The 19,138-nt window shown below is 42.5% G+C and carries 9 protein-coding genes; 4 read left to right on the top strand and 5 right to left on the bottom strand.

The window, feature by feature from the left end; all coding sequences use genetic code 11:
• Positions 1 to 219 precede the first annotated feature (219 nt).
• The 5 genes from QZ576_RS04680 to QZ576_RS04660 form a co-directional block, all read right to left on the bottom strand.
• Entirely contained in the window at positions 220 to 4,245 is a 4,026-nt protein-coding gene (locus QZ576_RS04680) for a two-component regulator propeller domain-containing protein (RefSeq protein ID WP_297094580.1), read from the bottom strand.
• 211 nt (positions 4,246 to 4,456) lie between these two features.
• Positions 4,457 to 6,055 (bottom strand): RagB/SusD family nutrient uptake outer membrane protein, encoded by a 1,599-nt coding sequence (locus QZ576_RS04675; protein ID WP_297094578.1) that lies wholly within the window; start codon positions 6,053 to 6,055, stop codon positions 4,457 to 4,459.
• A 34-nt stretch (positions 6,056 to 6,089) separates the two neighbouring features.
• Complete coding sequence (locus tag QZ576_RS04670) at positions 6,090 to 9,059, bottom strand: TonB-dependent receptor (RefSeq protein WP_297094576.1); 2,970 nt, start codon at positions 9,057 to 9,059, stop codon at positions 6,090 to 6,092.
• Between the two features lie 586 nt (positions 9,060 to 9,645).
• Complete coding sequence (locus tag QZ576_RS04665) at positions 9,646 to 11,781, bottom strand: family 43 glycosylhydrolase (protein WP_297094574.1); 2,136 nt, start codon at positions 11,779 to 11,781, stop codon at positions 9,646 to 9,648.
• Positions 11,782 to 11,809: 28 nt separating this feature from the next.
• Complete coding sequence (locus QZ576_RS04660; protein WP_297094572.1) at positions 11,810 to 13,750, bottom strand: alpha-L-arabinofuranosidase C-terminal domain-containing protein; 1,941 nt, start codon at positions 13,748 to 13,750, stop codon at positions 11,810 to 11,812.
• A gap of 495 nt (positions 13,751 to 14,245) precedes the next feature.
• Here QZ576_RS04660 and QZ576_RS04655 point away from each other — a divergent pair, with 495 nt between their 5' ends.
• The 4 genes from QZ576_RS04655 (at position 14,246) to QZ576_RS04640 (ending at position 18,948) form a co-directional block, all read left to right on the top strand.
• Entirely contained in the window at positions 14,246 to 15,580 is a 1,335-nt protein-coding gene (locus QZ576_RS04655) for a TolC family protein (RefSeq protein WP_297094570.1), read from the top strand.
• 25 nt (positions 15,581 to 15,605) lie between these two features.
• Positions 15,606 to 16,832 carry an efflux RND transporter periplasmic adaptor subunit gene (locus QZ576_RS04650; protein WP_297094568.1) on the top strand — a complete coding sequence of 409 codons (1,227 nt, stop codon included), beginning with the start codon at positions 15,606 to 15,608 and terminating at the stop codon, positions 16,830 to 16,832.
• Positions 16,833 to 16,962: 130 nt separating this feature from the next.
• Positions 16,963 to 17,715 carry an ABC transporter ATP-binding protein gene (locus tag QZ576_RS04645; protein WP_297094566.1) on the top strand — a complete coding sequence of 251 codons (753 nt, stop codon included), beginning with the start codon at positions 16,963 to 16,965 and terminating at the stop codon, positions 17,713 to 17,715.
• A gap of 12 nt (positions 17,716 to 17,727) precedes the next feature.
• Complete coding sequence (locus QZ576_RS04640; RefSeq protein WP_297094564.1) at positions 17,728 to 18,948, top strand: ABC transporter permease; 1,221 nt, start codon at positions 17,728 to 17,730, stop codon at positions 18,946 to 18,948.
• The last annotated feature ends 190 nt before the right edge of the window (positions 18,949 to 19,138 follow it).

The raw sequence follows: 19,138 nt of genomic DNA, 5'->3' as shown, positions 1-19,138 counted from the left end.
AGCACAAATGTAAAACTTTACTCTATCGCACTGTAGAACTGCCACTTACAAAACACACACCACACATAAGAAAACGAAAACAATGGCCTGAAACAAGGCCGCAGGAGGAAGATTGAACCTGTTTGTGCACCAAACACACATATGCAATAATGAATGAACTTGCCCAAGCGGGGCACCATTGAAAGCGGCTCCGCTGTTAATTAAAATTAAAAGGTGTTGTTACTTGTCGAAATAAGACTTTGGAGTAACGCCAAAATATTCTTTGAACCGTCGGCTGAAATACGCCGGGCTAGAGAAACCGGTTTTGTACGCCGCTTCAGAAATATTACAGGTACCGTCGGCAATTAATTTCACCGCCTCGCGCAAACGTATTGAACGGATAAACTCGGTGGCCGAACAATCGGTAAGCTTCTTCAGTTTTACATGAAGCAGCGAGCGGCTTATTCCCATTTCGTTTACCAGGAACGAAACATCGAGGTTCGGACGGTCGATATTTTCTTTTATCAAACCACTTATCTTCTCCAGGAAATCTTTATCCGACACCGAACATGCCACTTCGGTCGGCAACATTTGTGCATCCGATTTAAAGCGCTCAATCAGGCTTTTTCGCGTGTTCAGCACGTTTTCTATCAACTTAATGAGAATATGTGGTAAAAATGGTTTTTCAATGTAATAATCGGCACCCGTTTGTAACCCTTCGTACTCGTTTTCTTCGCCACTTTTTGCAGTAAGCAGAATTACGGGAATATGCGAAGTGCGAATATCGGATTTCAATTTTCGAGTGAGCTCAAAACCATCGATACCGGGCATCATAACATCACTGATTATCAAGTCAGGAAGACTCTCTTCCACTTTCTCCATGCCTTTGGTACCGTCGATTGCAGTAATTACTTTGTAGTCGTTTACAAGCGTTTCGGAAATAAATTCGAGCAGTTCGCGGTTATCGTCGATTACCAAAATTGATGGTTGTGTACTGAGGCGTTCCACCTCGTCGCGCATTACCGGAACCGGCTTCAAATCGTCGGCCAGCGTAACATGCGGAATATACTGATCGGCACCAATTAAAATTTCATTGTCGTTGTAGGCTTTGCGCGAAACCGGTAATTGTACAACAAACTCAGCACCTTTGCCCACAGCACTTTTCACATCGATGGTACCTTTATGCAATTTTACCAAACTGTTCACCAATGCCAGCCCAATTCCCGATCCGGCAATCTGGTTTTCACTTTCTCCGTTGGCGTGGTAAAAACGGTCGAAAATCTTTTTCAGTTTCGATGGATCGATTCCAATTCCATTGTCTGCCACCGAAATTTTCAATGTTTTAAACATTAACTCTTTAGGTAGTAATTCCACTTGCACATTTACCTCGCCACCTTCTTTTGTAAACTTCAATGCATTGGATATCAAATTAATCAGCACATTCTCCAGCTTCTGACAATCAACCCAAATGTTTGTATCGAGATTGATGATTTCGAATTTAAAAGCGATCGATTTCGATTCGGCCGATTCAATAAATGCTTCCTCAACGTCTTTTAACAGCGTGGTAATATTTTGGTGACTAACCCTCAGTTTCTCTTTTCCGTTTTCAATTTTTCTGAACTCGAGCAGCTGATTAATAAGTGTAAGCAAACGATGTGCATTATTCATAATGCCCTTCATTTTCTTTTTCAGCGCCGGCGTAAGTTTCTCATCTTCAAGAATTCGGGTAACCGGCCCAACAATTAAAGTTAGCGGGGTACGCAACTCGTGCGAAACATTGGTAAAGAACTCGAGTTTAAAGTTATTCAACTCGGTGTGGTATTCCCGCTCGCGTCGTTCCATTTCGGCCAGCGCTTTCGACTTTTGTATGCGTGTAGCCACCACATAAAAAGCTACCAACACCAAAATCAGCAGTAGGAAATAAATAAAGAAACCCCATTTTGATAACCAAAACGGCGGCTCGATGGTAATTTTTAAGGTGTTCGTTTTGCTTCCCCAGGTCGTATTATCGGTTGAGGCTTTTACGTGAAAAAAGTACTCGCCCGGCCCCAGGTTGGTGTACGTGGCAAAATCGCGGTTACCAACGTAGTTCCACGAGTCTTCAAAATTCTCGAGATAGTAGGCGTACTGGCAGTTTCCTTTATTTCTGAAATGCAAACCACTGTACTCGATGGTAAAAACATTTTGCTTATACTTTAAACGCAGCTCAGGATGTACGTTCAACGATTTTTCCAAAGCCTGATCTTCGCCCGGAACCAACGGCTGATTAAACAGCTGCATGCCACGGAAAACCACATCGAGCTCCTTTTTTACATCCTGCTTATCCTTTTCGTTAAACGAGATCATTCCGCGGTTGGCCCCGAAATAAATCTCGCCGTTTTTGCTTTTGTACGATGCCCTGTAGTTAAACTGCTCGAATGGCAATCCTGATTCGCGGTTGTAGGATACAATCTCGCCGGTTTCAGGTTTAAATTTCACCAAACCTTTATCGCCACTTACCCACAAATATCCGTTGCTCCCCTCTTCGAGACTAAAAATCCACGAAAACGGGAAACCATTGGATTCATTATAGGTGTATATCGAGTCGGTTTCGAGATCGATACCGCACAAACCGTGTAAACAATCGCCAATCCAAAGACGGTTTTTCGAATCGGTTTTTACAAAGTTTATATTTCTCAGGTAATCAAACTCGTCAATCCTCCCGATCTCACGTTTCTTTTTATCGAAATAGTAAGTTCCCTTGTACGACGAAAACCAGATACGCTCTTCACTATCGAACATATATTCTACCTGCACTGCATTGAAAATATCGGGCTGGTAGCGGTCGAGTTCGCGTGTTTCGGTATTGTAAACAGCAATTCCTGCCGAAGTTGAAATAAAAATACTATCGCCAACATGCAGCAAACTGTAAATATCGTTCGATGGAAGTTCAGGATAATTGGACCTGTTGATGTAGGTAAACTTACCGGTTTTCAGATTTAAAATATTTACCGCACCGGTGTAGGTTGCAATCCACAAACGCTCGGGGGTTTCAAATAACAAATCGTGTACGTTATTGAACGACAAACCATTACTCTCGTTAATTACCCTAACAATTTCGTCGTTTTCAAGATCGATCTGGTTGATTCCCATATCTTCCATTCCAACCCAGATATTGCCGTTTTCATCTTCAGCAATACAACTCACTGCGCTTCCCGACAGGTGTTGCTCGCCGGTACCGGCCTGCCATACATGAAAAAACTCGGGTGTATTGTTCCAAAAGTTTATCCCGCCAAAATAGGTCGACAACCACATATTTCCATCGCGGTCGCAAAACGTATTGTAAATCGGATTTGTATTCAATCCCTGTGGATTTCTAATATCGTGCTGGTAATATTCAAACGACTCGGAATAAGGCGACCACAAACACAAACCATCTTCTGTTCCGATCCAAACGCGCCCTTGCCGGTCTTCGCTAATGGTATGAACCAGGTTGTGCAACAAATGCCTGTTTCCGTTTTCTTCGGCAGAAAATTTACGCGACTGCCCGTTGGTCAGGTTAATCTGATACAATCCGCCTGCGTAACTGCCAATCCACACGTAGTTGTTATTATCGATATAAAAATGCGATAAATCGGGAAGATAAAGCCCCTCCGGAAGTTGAAAATGACGCTGTTGCTCGCGCTCCAAATCATAAATCAATAATCTCTTATCGTCGGTAACAGCCATTAAACGGCCGTTCTTCTCCATTACATTTAACACCTCAACACCCTCTTCAACGGGCGCATAACTCACATAATCGTTAAAACTCCGGAGTTTATCATGTGCCCTGTCATACAAATAAATCGAATCAGGTTTTAGCACCCAGTAACCGCTTTTCGATTCGTGCAACTCAATAACTTCGCCCAACTGATTTAAAGGCTCGTAAAGCTCAAAAATTTCTTTCTCGAAATTAAAGGAATAAAAAACGTCGTCGGTGGTTTGCACCAGCAAAGTAGAGTCGGCCTGGTGAAAATGATTCCATTTGCTCCAAATGTCAAATCGGTTTCCATCCTTGTCAACCGCCTGAAAAGTTTTAAAATACTTCCCGTCGAAACGACAAACCGAACTTCGGGTGGCTGCCCAGATAAAACCAAACTGGTCCTGGCAAATACTTTTAATGTATGATGATGGTAGTCCGTCTTCGTTGGTGTAGTGCGTAAATGTCAGCTTCCCTCCATTTGCATTAGCAGCAAACGAAAGTAGCAGGGAAATATAAATCAGAACAATTTTTAAACGGCTTTTCATTTTGGCATTCACACTTTAGCACCCTACAAAAGTAATTTCAGAAAACACTTCAACTAGCACAAATGTCTTGAAAACTTTAAAATTTATGCAAATAAAGCGCTTTCAAAGGAAAAACAAGCCGATTATGATCATAACAAAGAAAAGGGCCGAATAAAAGCGAAACACTTTTAAACGGCCCTTAATACCAAATTAAACTAAAAACGATGTGAAATTAATAACCCGGGTTCTGCACCAGGTTTGGATTGGTATTTAATTCTGATTCACCAATTGGGAATAAAATTGTATGCTCGCCTTGTGGCGTGTGGTTGTACCAGCTTTTGGTTTGATAAACACCAAAACGGATCATATCTGTTCTGCGGCGGAACTCTGCAGCAAATTCCCAGCCTAATTCGTCAAGGAAACGACCATATTGAACAGGAGTTTGATCGCCCGGATCATCAATGCTTCCATCTTCGGCCAAAGTACCGTATTGCACTGTTGTATTTCCTTCCAGCTGATCGCCGGTTACTGTTGCTTTTGCAGCATCTTCGAACGAACGTGCACGAACTTCCGATACCAATGCGGCAGCTTCGTCGCTTTTTCCTGTGCGCAGTAAACACTCGGCTTTCATCATCAATACATCGGTGTAACGGAAGTAAGGCAAATCGTTGCTCATGCTTGACTGGCAACCGTTTTCAATTTCGTATTTCTGGCAACGGTAACCTTGTTCGAACTCGCAATAATAAATGCTTGGCATTTCATTCACCAATGTCATTACAACGCTTCCATCAATCGCACTTATCTGATCGCCGATTAACCAGCTATCTTCCAAACGGTTGTCATCTTCGTCGTAACTGTTTATGAATTGTGGGTTACAACTTGATCCTCCCCACGGCTGTGCAACCATATTGAAAACATCTCTGTGAGAAGGCAGCAACATTTTCATATGCGCATTCCAACCGGTAGCATAAACATTATCGTAAGGAACGGCAAAAACGATTTCAGGCGATCCTTCGTTATTCACACTGAAAATATTCCGGTAGCTTGGGTCGAGCGTGTATTTTCCGCTGCTGATAATCTGATCGCAAGCTGCAATACATTTATCCCACTCGGCGCTTCCTTTGTATACTTCGGCATTCAAATAAACGCGGGCCAGCAATTGCAAAGCACCCCATTTTGTTAGTCTTCCGTAAGTTGATTGATCAACATTTTCCGACAACTGCGGAATTACTTCATTCAATTCAGAAACGATAAACTCATAAATTTCACTGCGGCTTTTTTGCTCCGGAATTTCGTCGCTAAACTTGGTAATCAACGGCACGTTTCCGTGTGTGTCAACCAAAATTGAATACCACAATGCGCGCAAAGCTCTCATTTCGGCAATAATCGGTTCGGCTTGTCCATCTGCTAGTGGCAACGATCCCGACTCAATTTGCAGAATTACACGGTTAACATTGTTGATTCCGTCGAAACAATTGATCCAGGTATTTCGTGGTTGCCATTGCAGGTTGTTCCAGGTATGAAAGTGCATGCGTTTGTAAGTACCACCATCGTCCCAACCATTCGGGCGGGTTGGTGTAACAAACATATCGCCCGGTTCCTCCTGTACATCAAACAATCCCTGCCAGTCCATAATGTAGCGCAGTGGCGTGTAGCCCGAGGCCATTAATGCAACAATATCAGATTCCGAAGCCGTAAACGACTCTTCGGTAATTTCTGAAAAAACTTCTTCGTCAAGATTAAAGCAACCTCCCGTAGTTAACAAGGCCAAAATCCCAACCACAGAAGCGGTGTATCCCGCTATTCGTTTTATATAGTTTTTGAAATTCATTTTTTCTGTTTTTATAATTAACAACTCCTAATAATTAAAAGGTTACGTTAACACCGAATGTGTATGTTCGTGTTGTTGGATACTGGTCTCTGTCGTCGTTACCCGGCGACAAACCAATACGATTAACTTCCGGATCGATACCTTTGTAACTTGTAATTGTTGCCAGGTTCATACCCGAAGCATAAACACGTACATTCTTGAAAATTTCGCTGTTTTTAACGTTGAAGTTGTAGCTTAAAGTAACGTTATCAAGTTTGATAAAGTCGCCATCCTCAACATAGTAGCTCACATAACGCTGCACATCAGAAAGTACCGCTTTGCCATAAACTTTGTCGTAGGCCGAATCGAGTGTATTGTAACCAATGGTTGGGTTTTCGTAGAACATACGTTGGAAGTTCAGAATCTGGTAGCCAAAAGCTCCTCGTAAGTTCATGTTCAGCTCCCAGTTTTTGTATCTGAAATTGTTGTTCCAACTCATGTAATGTTTTGGCAAACCGTTACCCAACACCTGGCGGTCGGCAGTCGACGACTCGGTGGCAGGAATAATATCTCCTTCAGGAGTTTCAATTAACCAAATACCATCGTCGGTAATATCAACACTTCTTAAACCGTAGAAATTACCAATTTTTCCACCAATTTCAAGACGGTGTGTTTCAATCTGAATGGGTTCGCCGGTGTATCCTGCGTAGAAGAAATCGTTTGTTGTTTGAAACTGGTCGTTAGATAAAGAAACCAGTTTGTTTGTGTTGGTAGAATAAGTCAGGTTTGCGTTCCACTCGAAATTCTGAGTTTGAACAGGAACTACGTTAATAAGCGCCTCGAAACCGTTGTTCTGGATAACACCAACGTTAGCCATAATACTGCCATATAAGTACGGAGGAACAGGAACATCGTAGTTCCAAAGTGCATCTTTTGTTTTACGACTGTAATAATCCAAAGCACCACCAACACGGCCACCAAAAAAGTCGAAATCAAGACCAACATTAAACTCTTCTTTTTTCTCCCATCTTAAATCAGGATTCGCATTACGGGCAGGAATCAATTCACGCATCCAATCGCCGTTGTACATAAAATAGCTATCGTAGTTCAAACTACTCTGCGACTGATAGTTGTTACCGGCATTAATACCTGTTACACCAAAACCTGCACGCACTTTCAGGTTATCAACCCACGATACGCTTTCCATAAAACTTTCCTCGTTAATACGCCATCCGGCAGACACACCCGGAAAATACCCCCATTTGTGGTTTTTACCAAAACGAGAAGAACCCTCGCGGCGCAAACTGGCCATTAATAAGTATTTGTCGTTATAGTTATAACTTACCCTTGCAAACAATGCAATCAGCTTATCAGAATACTTTTCGCTGTCCATTCCGGCTTCACCTTTTGGTAAACCCTGACCAATTCCGATGTGGTTGTAGGTGTATGAATCGCTTGGGAAATATTTATTATTTACCCAGAAGTTTTCGTACGTATTGTCCTCGTAGTTATAACCTGCCAAAGCTGAAAAACGATGATTGTCGATCGATTTTCTGTAGCTGGCCGAAAGCTCAGTGTAGTTTCCTACATAGTCGCCGGTTCCACGCGATGCATAACCGTCAGAACCATATTTTGTAGTTGAAACGTGATTGTGCGTTTGGTAAAATCCGCGAATGTTCGAATTACCTTTTCTTGCGTACAAACCTTTAAGATCGAGGTCGGCTATCGGAGAATACACCAAACTACCGGTAAAACGCATATTGCGATATTTATTTTGTCCCTCCGATTCTTTAATGTATCCTACCGGGTTATCGTAGAAATACACATCGCGCTCAAACCAGCTTCCGTCTTCGTTCATAACCGGCTCGGTTGGGTTACGAATAATTGCCTGACGATACACGTAGTTGTTAAAACTGTATCCGTCGCCACCAGTCCAGTATTTTTGCTCGCTTGAAATAATACCGATGTTCGCTTTCAGTTTATTATCGAACATGCTGTGGTTGATATCAATCCTTCCGGTGTATTTTTCATTGTCAGAATTCATGAAAATACCCTGATTGTTTTTGTAGTTCAACGATGCTGTAAGGTTGGTATTTTTACTTCCACCTCTAAAAATCAGGTTATGAACATGACTCACCGCGTCGCGGGTAATTTCATCCAGCCAGTCGGTATCCGATCCGTAGTCTTGCAGGTTGGCACCGGTAAATGTGTAACCTTCGGCCCATTTTTCTCTTAACTCCGTTGCGTTAAGGAAATCGAGCTTTTTACTGATTTGCGCCAAAGACACATAACCGGAATACTCAATTGTTGGCTCCATTTCATTAGCTCCCGATTTGGTTGTAATAATGATTACACCATTTGTTCCGCGGGTACCGTAAATAGCTGTTGCCGAACCGTCTTTCAACACGTCAACCGACTCGATATCTTCCGGAGCGATGGTTTCAAGGTTTCCGGGAATTCCGTCGATCAATACCAAAGGAGCTGTTCCACCATTCAGCGAAGAAACACCACGCAACATAATTTGTGCACCTTCGGTTGGATTACCGGTTGGCAACGAAACGGTTAAACCCGCCACTTTTCCTTGCACCAATTGTGCAGCATCTTTTACGGCACCTTTAATAAAGTCTTCCGATTTTACCGTTGACACGGCACTGGTAACGTCGGCCTTTTTTACGGTACCATAACCAATGGCCACAACTTCCTCAATACCAATAGCATCGAGTTCGAGCACCACTTTAATGTTTGTTTCGCCACTCAACTGAATTAATTGAGTTTTAAAACCGATGTACGACACCTGAAGTACATCATCATCATTTGCATTTAGTTCGAACGCACCATCAATATTGGTGGCCGTACCATTTGTAGTTCCTTCAACAACAACAGTTGCTCCGGGAATGGTGTTCCCGTCAGAATCAGTAACAGTTCCTGTTATTTTTGATGTTTGTGCCAATACAATCATTGGACACAACGCCAATAATAAAACATAGAAAAGTACTTGTGTTTTTCTCGTTAGATTCGATTTCATTTCACATGTTTTAAGTTTAAAAATTACATAACGATGCTCTGACATCGTCATTTGATGTTTATTTCTCAGTTATATAAATGGAATTTCCTACGGGGTGAAGAATACTGCTTTGAGGGATTGCAAAGGAGGGCGTTTTCTAGTTTGATTCATAAAGTTCGTCAGTTTTCAGTTTAGTTTGTCCGTTTGTTCAAGGTTTTTGCTCATCATCGTTTCCGGATGCCCCGAAAACACAACAACAGCAGCAAAATAGCCATCTTAACTACTGAACAGCAAGTCCTTAAACGCGTCGTTTTCGATACCAAAAGAAGTCTTTCGTGCATGATTCAACTATCACATATGTGTAGCAAAGTATCACATATGTATAGTCGCACTTTATAATACTGACGATTGTTAGCCTTTACAGCCCCGCAAAATTATTGCGCCGTAGAACGCTTCTTTTAGTCACGTTAAATGAAGTTTTTCGGGAGTAATTTTACACAAATGTGCTTTTGATTTGAGAAGACAACAAAATCGCAGTTCGATTCAATAAAAAAGCAGAACCCGGTAGTATACCAAATTCTGCTTTTCACTATTTCGAAAGAAATAACTACCTCGTAATTCCTTCCAACGTAGGTTTTACTTCAATGATATTTCCATCGGCATCAAACTCCAGTTTATCGATACAAACCTCGCGATTGAAACCTGCACGGTAGCCCATATCTTTTCCTTTTGGATAAGTAAAACGGTGATACACCAAATACCACTCGTCTTTTCCGGGAACCTGAATGGCCGAATTATGACCGGTTGCCAGTATTCCTTTTTCAAGGTCCTTTTGTATCACGATGTTATTCTCGGGAATGGTAAGTTCTCCGAGTGGAGAATCACTGGTTGCGTAACGCACTTTGTAATTCGGGCTGCGGGTATCGTCTTCGGCCCACATAAAATAGTAGGTTCCCTGGCGGTAAATCACGTAAATCCCCTCACGAAAAGTCTCATCCGGCGTCATTACTTTTAGTGTTTCCTTTTTAATCGAAACCATATCGTCGTTCAGCTCAGCAGCAGACAGATAACCATTTCCCCAGTACAGGTAGCTTTTCCCTGTTTCCGGATCGGTAAACACATCCGGGTCAATTTCCTGCCCCCTGTTAATGCCTTCAGGTTTCCAATTGATCAACGGCTCGCCACTGTCAACAAACGGGCCTTCCGGATTATCAGCCACGGCAACACCAATCTTTTGTCTTCCGCAGAAATAGAAAAAGTATTTGTATTGGCCTTTAATTTTCTTTTCGATAATACACGGTGCCCATGCGTTGTGATCGGCCCAGCTTACATCTTCGCGCAGATTAAGAATGATCCCCTCATCCGTCCAGTCAACTAAATTTTCTGACGAGAAGGTTTTAAAATAATAACCGCCCCAGTTATGAAAACCGTCGCTGGTTGGATAGATGTAATATTTGCCTGTTTTTTCGGAATACAACACATCAGGATCGGCATAAAAACCATCCAGCACCGGATTATGATCCTCCGAAACAATGGCACTGTAAGCCTGTTTGCTAACGCCTTCCATTTCGATGGTATATTGAACAGGACCATCAGAAAAATCCTGCGGTCCGGTTGGCGTTACTGTTACCCCTGAGAAACTTTTAAACTCCGGGTCAAAAGCAGTAATATCAACTCCCTTTTTCACCGGAAAACGTATCGTTCTTTTCTCGCTGTCGATATTTACATTTTGCTTTTTCAGTCCTTCGGCAGTAGCCTCCAGAAGCGGATCATTCATTTTTCCCCATTTGGCGATCAAGCGTTTCAACTCTGTTTTTGTAATCGGTAACACCGTTCCGTGCCGCGGATGAAAATTCATTGAAATGGCTTCGTCAATCACTTCAAAATGCTGCAAGTCGGCACTTTTTGTGAACTGGTATCGGCCCAGTCCGTAAACATCGTACATCAGAATCCATTCGTTGGAATTGTTCAGTTTGAAAACACCTGATCCTTCCACGGCCTCTGTTTCCTTGTCCACGCGCGCTAAACTGGGGTATTCATAGCCTTCTATCAGTTTATCGGAAATGGCCAGTTTAATTCCCGGCTCACCACTTTCCGATTTATGGAACATGTAGAATTTCCCGTCTTTTTTGATGATATCGGCATCGATACAAGCATTGTTAGTCGGGCTGAATAACAATTGTTTTGGTGCCGCTTCCAAAGCGGTAAAATCCTTGTTGGCGTATGCGTAATAGATAATATCCGGATCGTCGCCCTGCTTCATCGAAAAGTAAACCATGTATTTTCCGGCTTCCTCATCGTAAATGGTTTGTGGTGCCCACACGCGCCAAACATCGCCAAACTCGTCAGGAAAAGCCTCAGGAATATTCACCTCCGACGATTGCCAGTTAATCAAATCCTCCGATTTCAGTAAAACCATAGCATAATTTTTCCAGCCCATGTCGGTTACGTACAAATCGGTAACCACCATGTAAAAGTTACCATCTTCGCCGCGCAGGATATGCGGATCGCGCACACCGCCGGTTGTGCAAATATCATCGTTATCCAAAACCGGCTGATTGTTGTTTAAAGCCCGGTAATTATAACCATCCTCACTTACCGCAAATCGAATTGATTCTTCGCCCGGTCCGTTGCCGGTAAAGTAGGTAAACAAATAGGCTTCGTTCTTTTCAGAAGTGTTGCACGCGGAAAAGATTATCAAAAAAAGTAATGCTGAGAGTAGCAGATTTCTGTTGTATTTCATCAAATTAATGTATTGTATTTAAGTCGTTTTATTTCCCAATTTTTACGCGGCACACATAAAATGCATTTCCCTGAACTTTCAGTTTAAAGCCACTTTCGTCAGCCCAAACCGCTGAATGTGCAGGCACCAAAGTATTCGGCGCTTCGCGTGTATTAATTGCGCCGGGTTGATTGCTGTGCAAACAGGTAATTTTCACTTCAGCTTTTTCAATCGAGCGTTTCAGTCCTTTCAAATCGATATCAATATCCTGAACTTCATCCGACGCATTTACCACTTTCACAATCACTTCAGAAGTGTTTTTATCGATTACGGCACTGGCGTAAAGACTATCCTGTCCAGTGATATTTGCACCGTCAGCAGTAATATTTAATACGTTCGTTCCGGTGTTGTGCGCATACATTTGCTGCACATAGTAATTCGGTGTGCGCACCACCTGTAGGTTATCAAACCAAATCATATCGGGTTTCCACTGCCACGCATCGTAATGCGCAAAAAGAGGTGCGTAAGTTGCCAGCTGTACGATATCCGCATTGCGCTCCAAACCGGTCATAAAAGCAGCTTCAGAGATGGCAGCGCGCAGGTTGTTATCGCGGGTTTCGTGGTGCGATGCAAATTCGCCGGCAAATACTTTTGGCCCGTTGCGGTCGTAACTGTCGTAACGTTCGGCGTTTGCAAAAAACCACTCCGGACTGCGGTAATAATGTTCGTCCACCAAATCAACTTTCAGTTCTGTCATTTTTGGCCACAGGTAATCGAAATTCTCTCCGTCAGGAGTCGGTCCTGAAGTACCAATGATTTTTATCTCCGGATGTTTTTCACGCAATACTTCCATAAACGGAATCAATCGCTCCACATAACCTTCACCCCACTGTTCGTTTCCGATGGCAAGGTATTTCAGGTTAAAAGGCTCAGGATGCCCCATTTCAGCACGTACTTTTCCCCACTCTGAGTCAACCGGTCCGTTGGCAAACTCTATCAGGTCAACTGCATCTTCAATGTAAGGTTCCAAATCATGTACCGCCACACATTCTTCGCTTTCGTACTGACACGCCAAACCACAACTAATAACAGGAAGCGGCTCGGCTCCCAGGTCTTCACTCAACAAAAAGTATTCATAAAAACCCATTCCGTAAGTTTGGTAATAATCGGGGAAAAAGCGGTGTTTAAACGTATAGTTCCAGCGGTTTTCATTCAACGGGCGATTTTCAACCGGGCCAACACTGTTTTTCCATTGGTAGCGGGTTTCCAGCGTATTTCCTTCGATGATACATCCACCGGGGAAACGAAATACTCCGGGATTTAATTCATAAAGCGCTTCTGCCAAATCTTTGCGCAAACCGTTCTCACGGTTCTGCCAGGTTTCGGTTGGGAACATCGAAATGTGATCCAGATCAACTTCTCCCGCTGTTCTCAAAACCACACGAACTTTACCTTTTGCATCGGTGGCATTCGATTTTATAATACACTGGTATTTTTCCCAGCTATTACCCGAAACAAGTATCTCTCCCCTTCCGATAACTTCTTCACCGGAACTTACCAGCTCAATTCCGAACTTCTTTTCGCCACCATCCAACGAGCGGGCATAAAACGAAAAACGATACGAATCGTTCTTTTTATATCCAATTCCTCTGAACCCATTATTTTCTAATCCTGTGCCACGACGTAAACCGGTTTCGTTTAAACGAACGTAATTTGGATTTCGATCGAAACAAGGAGCTTCGTTTTTCACCTCCACATTTCCGAAAGGCAACCACCCCACAAAAGGCTGATCGAACTCGAACGAACGGTTTTTTATTAATTCGGCATAGAGACCGCCATCGGCACCAAAATTTATGTCCTCGAAAAACACACCGTACATATCGGGCTGAACGGTTGCTCCGGGTTTGGTCACATCAACTTCAAAATTCTTTTGGGCAAATAAACTCTGGCTCCAAATGGCCAACAGAAAAATAATCGCTCTAAACTTCATCTATTTTTGGTTTTAGTATTTCTTCTAATATAATGACGCAAAAAGGCTGTAAATGGACTACGATAAACCGTAGAAATTTTAAGGTCGCAACGAAATTACAAATATTCGATAGCTGGCGATGTTAGTTTTTCAGCAAAAAAGATCACAAATTCAACTCAGGGCATTTTTTACCTGTTAAAAACACGGAAATAATGCGAATCAAGGCATGAATATATTTTTGTGAAGTCATGATTTTCTCCCTTTTTTACCTCAATCCTGAAAGAGGAAAGGAAGAAAATCCTTGAGCTTCGTTTAGGATTTGAGGCAAAATCAAGGATTTTTGCTTAAATGTAGTACACCTTTGATTTCATAAAAACCAGCTCCGAACCTCAAAAGCAAAAACCGCCTTACGTAAACTTTCCCAATCCGTCGGTAAAATCGCCCGGTTCTTCTATTTTATTCTTTTAAGCGATTCATCTCCAGTAGCTTTATTCCCGGAAATAATAATGAAAAGCTATGAATCGAATAAAAACAATTTTCGTCGTAATCGCAGTAAGTCTTCCGACTTTATTGTTTGCACAAAACGATACAACAAATAAGACCTGGAGCCTTAACGATTGTATCGATTACGCATTAACGCAAAACGTTTCGGTGCGCCAGAGCATTTTGGCTAATGCGTCGAACGAACTCAACAAAAATCAGGCGGAAGCCAACAAACTTCCCTCGTTAAGTGCTTCTGCACGCCAGAATTTTAGCTGGTCGAAATCGGAAGATCTGCTTACCGGCGATTCTGATTTTTCAGGAAACAACAACACCAGTTACGGCTTGAATTCGAGCATTACCGTTTACAATGCAAAACGTTTAAATAACCTGATTAAACAGGCCGAGCTGGATATGCAAAGCGGAATTTACGACTCGGAAACCATAAAAGAGTCAATTTCGCTGAGCATTTTAAATGCCTTTTTGCAGGTTGTATTTTTAGAGGAGAATGTAAAAAATGCACAAAACCAGTTGGACGCTACCACCGAGCAACTCAACTTATCGGAAGCTAGGTTACAGTCCGGCATTATTTCACGCTCCGATTACCTGCAGGTAAAATCGCAACTGGCCAACGAGAAACTGAGTTTAGCCAACGCGCAGAGCAACTTTGCCATTTCAAAAGTAAGTTTGATGCAGTTAATGGAGCTACCTGTTGATGAAAACTTTGAAGTGCTTCGTCCGAACCTGGAGGAATTAGCTAATGAAAATCTTACTCCGGTTGCATCAGATGTATATGCCACTGCACTGGCCATTAAACCGCAAATTAAAAGTGCCGAGTACCAAAAAGAAAGTGCTGCGCTGAATGAAAAAATTGCAGCGGCCGGTTTTTATCCAACCATCAGTGCCGATGCAGGTTTATCAACCGGATACTCGAGCTACAATACATCCAATTACTTCGGACAATTGGGCGATCAGTTCACACCATCAGTTGGAGTTTCAGTATCGATTCCAATTTTCCAGAAGAAGCAAATTAAAACAAGTGTAGCACAGGCAAAAATTGGTTACAGCAATGCCGAATTACAGGAAATTGATACCAAAAACCAATTGCGCAAAGAGATTGAACAAGCTTGTGTTGATGTGCTTTCGGCACAGATTGAATTTGAAGCCAACCAGGAAAGCTACTCTTCTTACGAGGAATCATATCAACTGGCACAGGAAAAGTTCAATAACGGACTGATCAACTCTGTTGATTTCCTTTTCGAGCGCAACAACCTGATCACTGCAGAAAGTCAGCTGTTACAATCAAAATTCAACCTGATATTCAGCTATAAAATCCTCGATTTCTATCAGGGCAATCCAATCACTTTATAAACCGAAAAAATTAAAACGAAATATCATGAAGAAAAAAACAATCATCATTATCGCATTACTGCTTATCGTTCTGGTATCAGCAGCACTGGTTCTTAAACCTAATAAGGTTGATGTAAGTCAGATCGATATTCAAACCGCAAAAGCCGGACAAGGAAATATCAGTACTATTGTGGAATCAACCGGAACGTTGGAAGCCATTACAACAGTTGAAGTGGGAACACAGGTTTCGGGAATTGTAGATGAGCTATTTGTTGATTACAACTCGTATGTAAAAAAAGGCCAGTTGCTGGCAAAAATCGACACTACCAACCTGGCGGCACAACTGGAGCAAAGCCAGGCAACGTTAGACAATGCAAAAGCAGAACTCGATTATCAGCAGGCTACCTACAACCGCATGGCACCGTTGAACGACAAACAATTGATCTCGCAAACTGATTTCGACCAGTTGGTTTACAATTTAAACAAAGCAAAAGCCAGTTACAACAATGCTATGGCGCAACACAAACGCAACAAGATCAACCTTGATTATGCGTTGATCTACTCGCCTATCGATGGAGTTGTATTGAACAAAGAAGTGGAAGAAGGACAAACTGTTGCAGCAAGTTTTAACACGCCAACCCTTTTCACCATTGCCAACGACCTTACGCAAATGCAGGTTGAGGCCGACATTGACGAAGCCGACATAGGCCATATTAAAGAAGGACAACGTGTTGAATTTACAGTTGACGCTTATCCTGAAACAACTTTTGAAGGAAAAGTTACACAATTGCGTTGGGAGCCAACTGTTACCAACAATGTGGTAACCTATACCATTATTATTGACGCGCCAAACCCGGATTACAAACTGATGCCGGGAATGACAGCCACGATTCAGGTTTACGTGTTGGAGAAAAACGATATCCTGGTAGTTCCAAGTAAAGCACTACGTTTTACTCCCGACCAAAAATTACTGATGAGCTACATGAGCCAACAGGCTAAACCTGAAATGCCGGCAGGACAAACTCCTCCTGAAATGGGAAGTATGCCACAGCAAGCTTCAAGCGATGCAACAATGGTTTGGGTCAAAGAAGGCACCAACATTCATCCTGTTCCGGTTAAAATAGGAATGAACGACGACATTAACGCTGAAATCCTTTCGGGAGTTAAAAGCGGACAGGAAGTTGTACTCAGCATGGAACAAAAAGGAGCAAATGAAACTGCAGCCAGAGCAGGCAGCAATCCATTTATGCCAGGCCCTCCGGGAAGAAGATAGTATTCCAGGGAAAAAGGCAAAAGTTTAAAGGTAAAAGTTACTGTCATCTCGACGAGGAACAAGGATCGAGCATCCAGTATCAAGCAACCAGAAACAAGTATCCAGAATCCAGTATCTAAAAAAGAAAAAAATGAGTAAAGCAATTATAAAAGTATCAGAACTGCGAAAAGACTACCATGTGGGGGAAATGACCGTGCATGCGCTTCGCGGAGTTGATATGGAAATATACGAAGGAGACTTTGCAGCAATTATGGGAACCAGCGGATCGGGGAAATCCACCATGCTAAATATCCTTGGCTGCCTCGATAAACCGACTTACGGCGAATACCAGTTGGATGGTGTGAACATGGGAACAATGAACAAGAACCAACTGGCAGGACTGCGAAATAACAAACTGGGATTTATATTTCAGTCGTATAACCTGCTGCCTCGCACAACCGCCCTGGAAAATGTGGAACTGCCGCTTTTCTACAATTCGAAAGTAAAGACCAAAGAAAGAAAAGAACGTGCCATGCACGCCTTGGAGCAGGTTGGATTAGCCGACCGCATGGACCACATGCCGAACCAGTTATCGGGTGGACAACAACAACGTGTGGCCATCGCCCGCTCGCTGGTGAACGATCCGGTGGTTATTCTTGCCGACGAAGCAACCGGAAACCTCGACACCCGGACTTCTTACGAAATTATGGAACTCTTCCAGCGGTTAAACGACAACGGCAAAACCATTGTATTTGTAACACACGAATCGGACATTGCCCGTTTTATGAAACGCAATATCGTTTTCCGCGACGGCAGAATACAAAAAGAATCGGCAGTAAGCGATCGATTTAATGCAACACAATTGATCGAAGCACTTCCGGTAGATGAAGATTATGAATCTTAAAAGCAGCGAAAAATGAACTACGCAAATCTCACAAAAATAGCAACCACTGCCCTGAAACGTAACAAGTTCAGAGCGATACTTACCATGCTTGGTATTATTATCGGTGTTGGTTCGGTAATCGCGATGCTTTCCATCGGCGAATCATCAAAACAAAGTATCCGTGAAGAAATGTCGGATATGGGAACCAATATGATCTTTGTAATGCCCGGGCAGCAACGTCGTGGCGGCGTTATGATGGGTAATTCCAATACAAAAACACTGACATTAAAAGACATTGAAGCACTAAGAAAAGAAGCAAAAAATATTACCGAAGTATCACCACAAGTGAGCACCAGCGGACAGGCGGTTAACGGCAACAACAACTGGCCAACAACAATTTATGGTGTTGATGCCCCGTATCTTGATATCCGAAAATATGAACTGGAAGATGGCCGGATTTTTACCGACAAGGAAATAAAGTCGCTGGCAAAAGTCTGCATAGTCGGACAAACAGTTGTTGAGAATGTTTTCAACGACAATGTTGATCCGATCGGACAAACCATCCGTTTTGGAGGCATTCCGCTAAAAGTAATTGGCGTGCTGAAAGAAAAAGGCGAAAACGGCATGGGAATGGACCAGGATGATATGATACTTGCACCGTACACATCTGTTCAGCGACGCATGTTGGCAATTACTCATATTCAATCGATTTATGCTTCGGCAGTAAGCGAAGAACAGTCGGATGCAGCCATCGAAGAAATTGAAACGATTTTACGCCGGCAGCACAAATTAAAAGAAGGCGACGACGATGATTTCCAGGTACGGTCGCAAGCCGAAATGGTGGAAATGGTTTCATCGGTAACTGATATGCTAACCTTACTTTTAGGAGCAGTTGCAGGAATTTCATTGCTTGTTGGTGGTATCGGAATTATGAATATCATGTTTGTGTCGGTAACCGAACGAACCAAAGAAATAGGGCTGCGCATGTCAGTTGGCGGACGTGGATTTGACATTATGATGCAATTCCTGATTGAAGCAGTAATGCTAAGTATTTTGGGAGGTATTATCGGAATAATTTTCGGAACAGCACTCTCGTATCTGGCATCGTTCGCATTAGATATGCCATTTGTTGTCGATACTCAGGCTGTTGGATTATCCTTCCTGGTTTGTAGTGTAATCGGTATATTTTTCGGCTGGTATCCGGCACGAAAAGCAGCAAACCTCGATCCAATTGATGCAGTACGACATGAATAAACAGATAACCAAAATTCACAAACTATTAGTGAGTTTTGGTTTTTAATTTTAATACCGATTAAACAACAAAATGTCGCAAATTTCACTCCGTTCCTTTACTCCTTTGTTGTAACATCGGCATTAATCATTGTAAATATAAAATTTGCTTTTGCGGCATTTTATATAACAAATGATTTAACTTTGTTAAAAA

It is taken from the genome of uncultured Draconibacterium sp. (genome assembly GCF_913060805.1).
Classification (GTDB): Bacteria; Bacteroidota; Bacteroidia; order Bacteroidales; family Prolixibacteraceae; genus Draconibacterium.
This window is presented reverse-complemented; position numbering and strand designations above follow the sequence as displayed.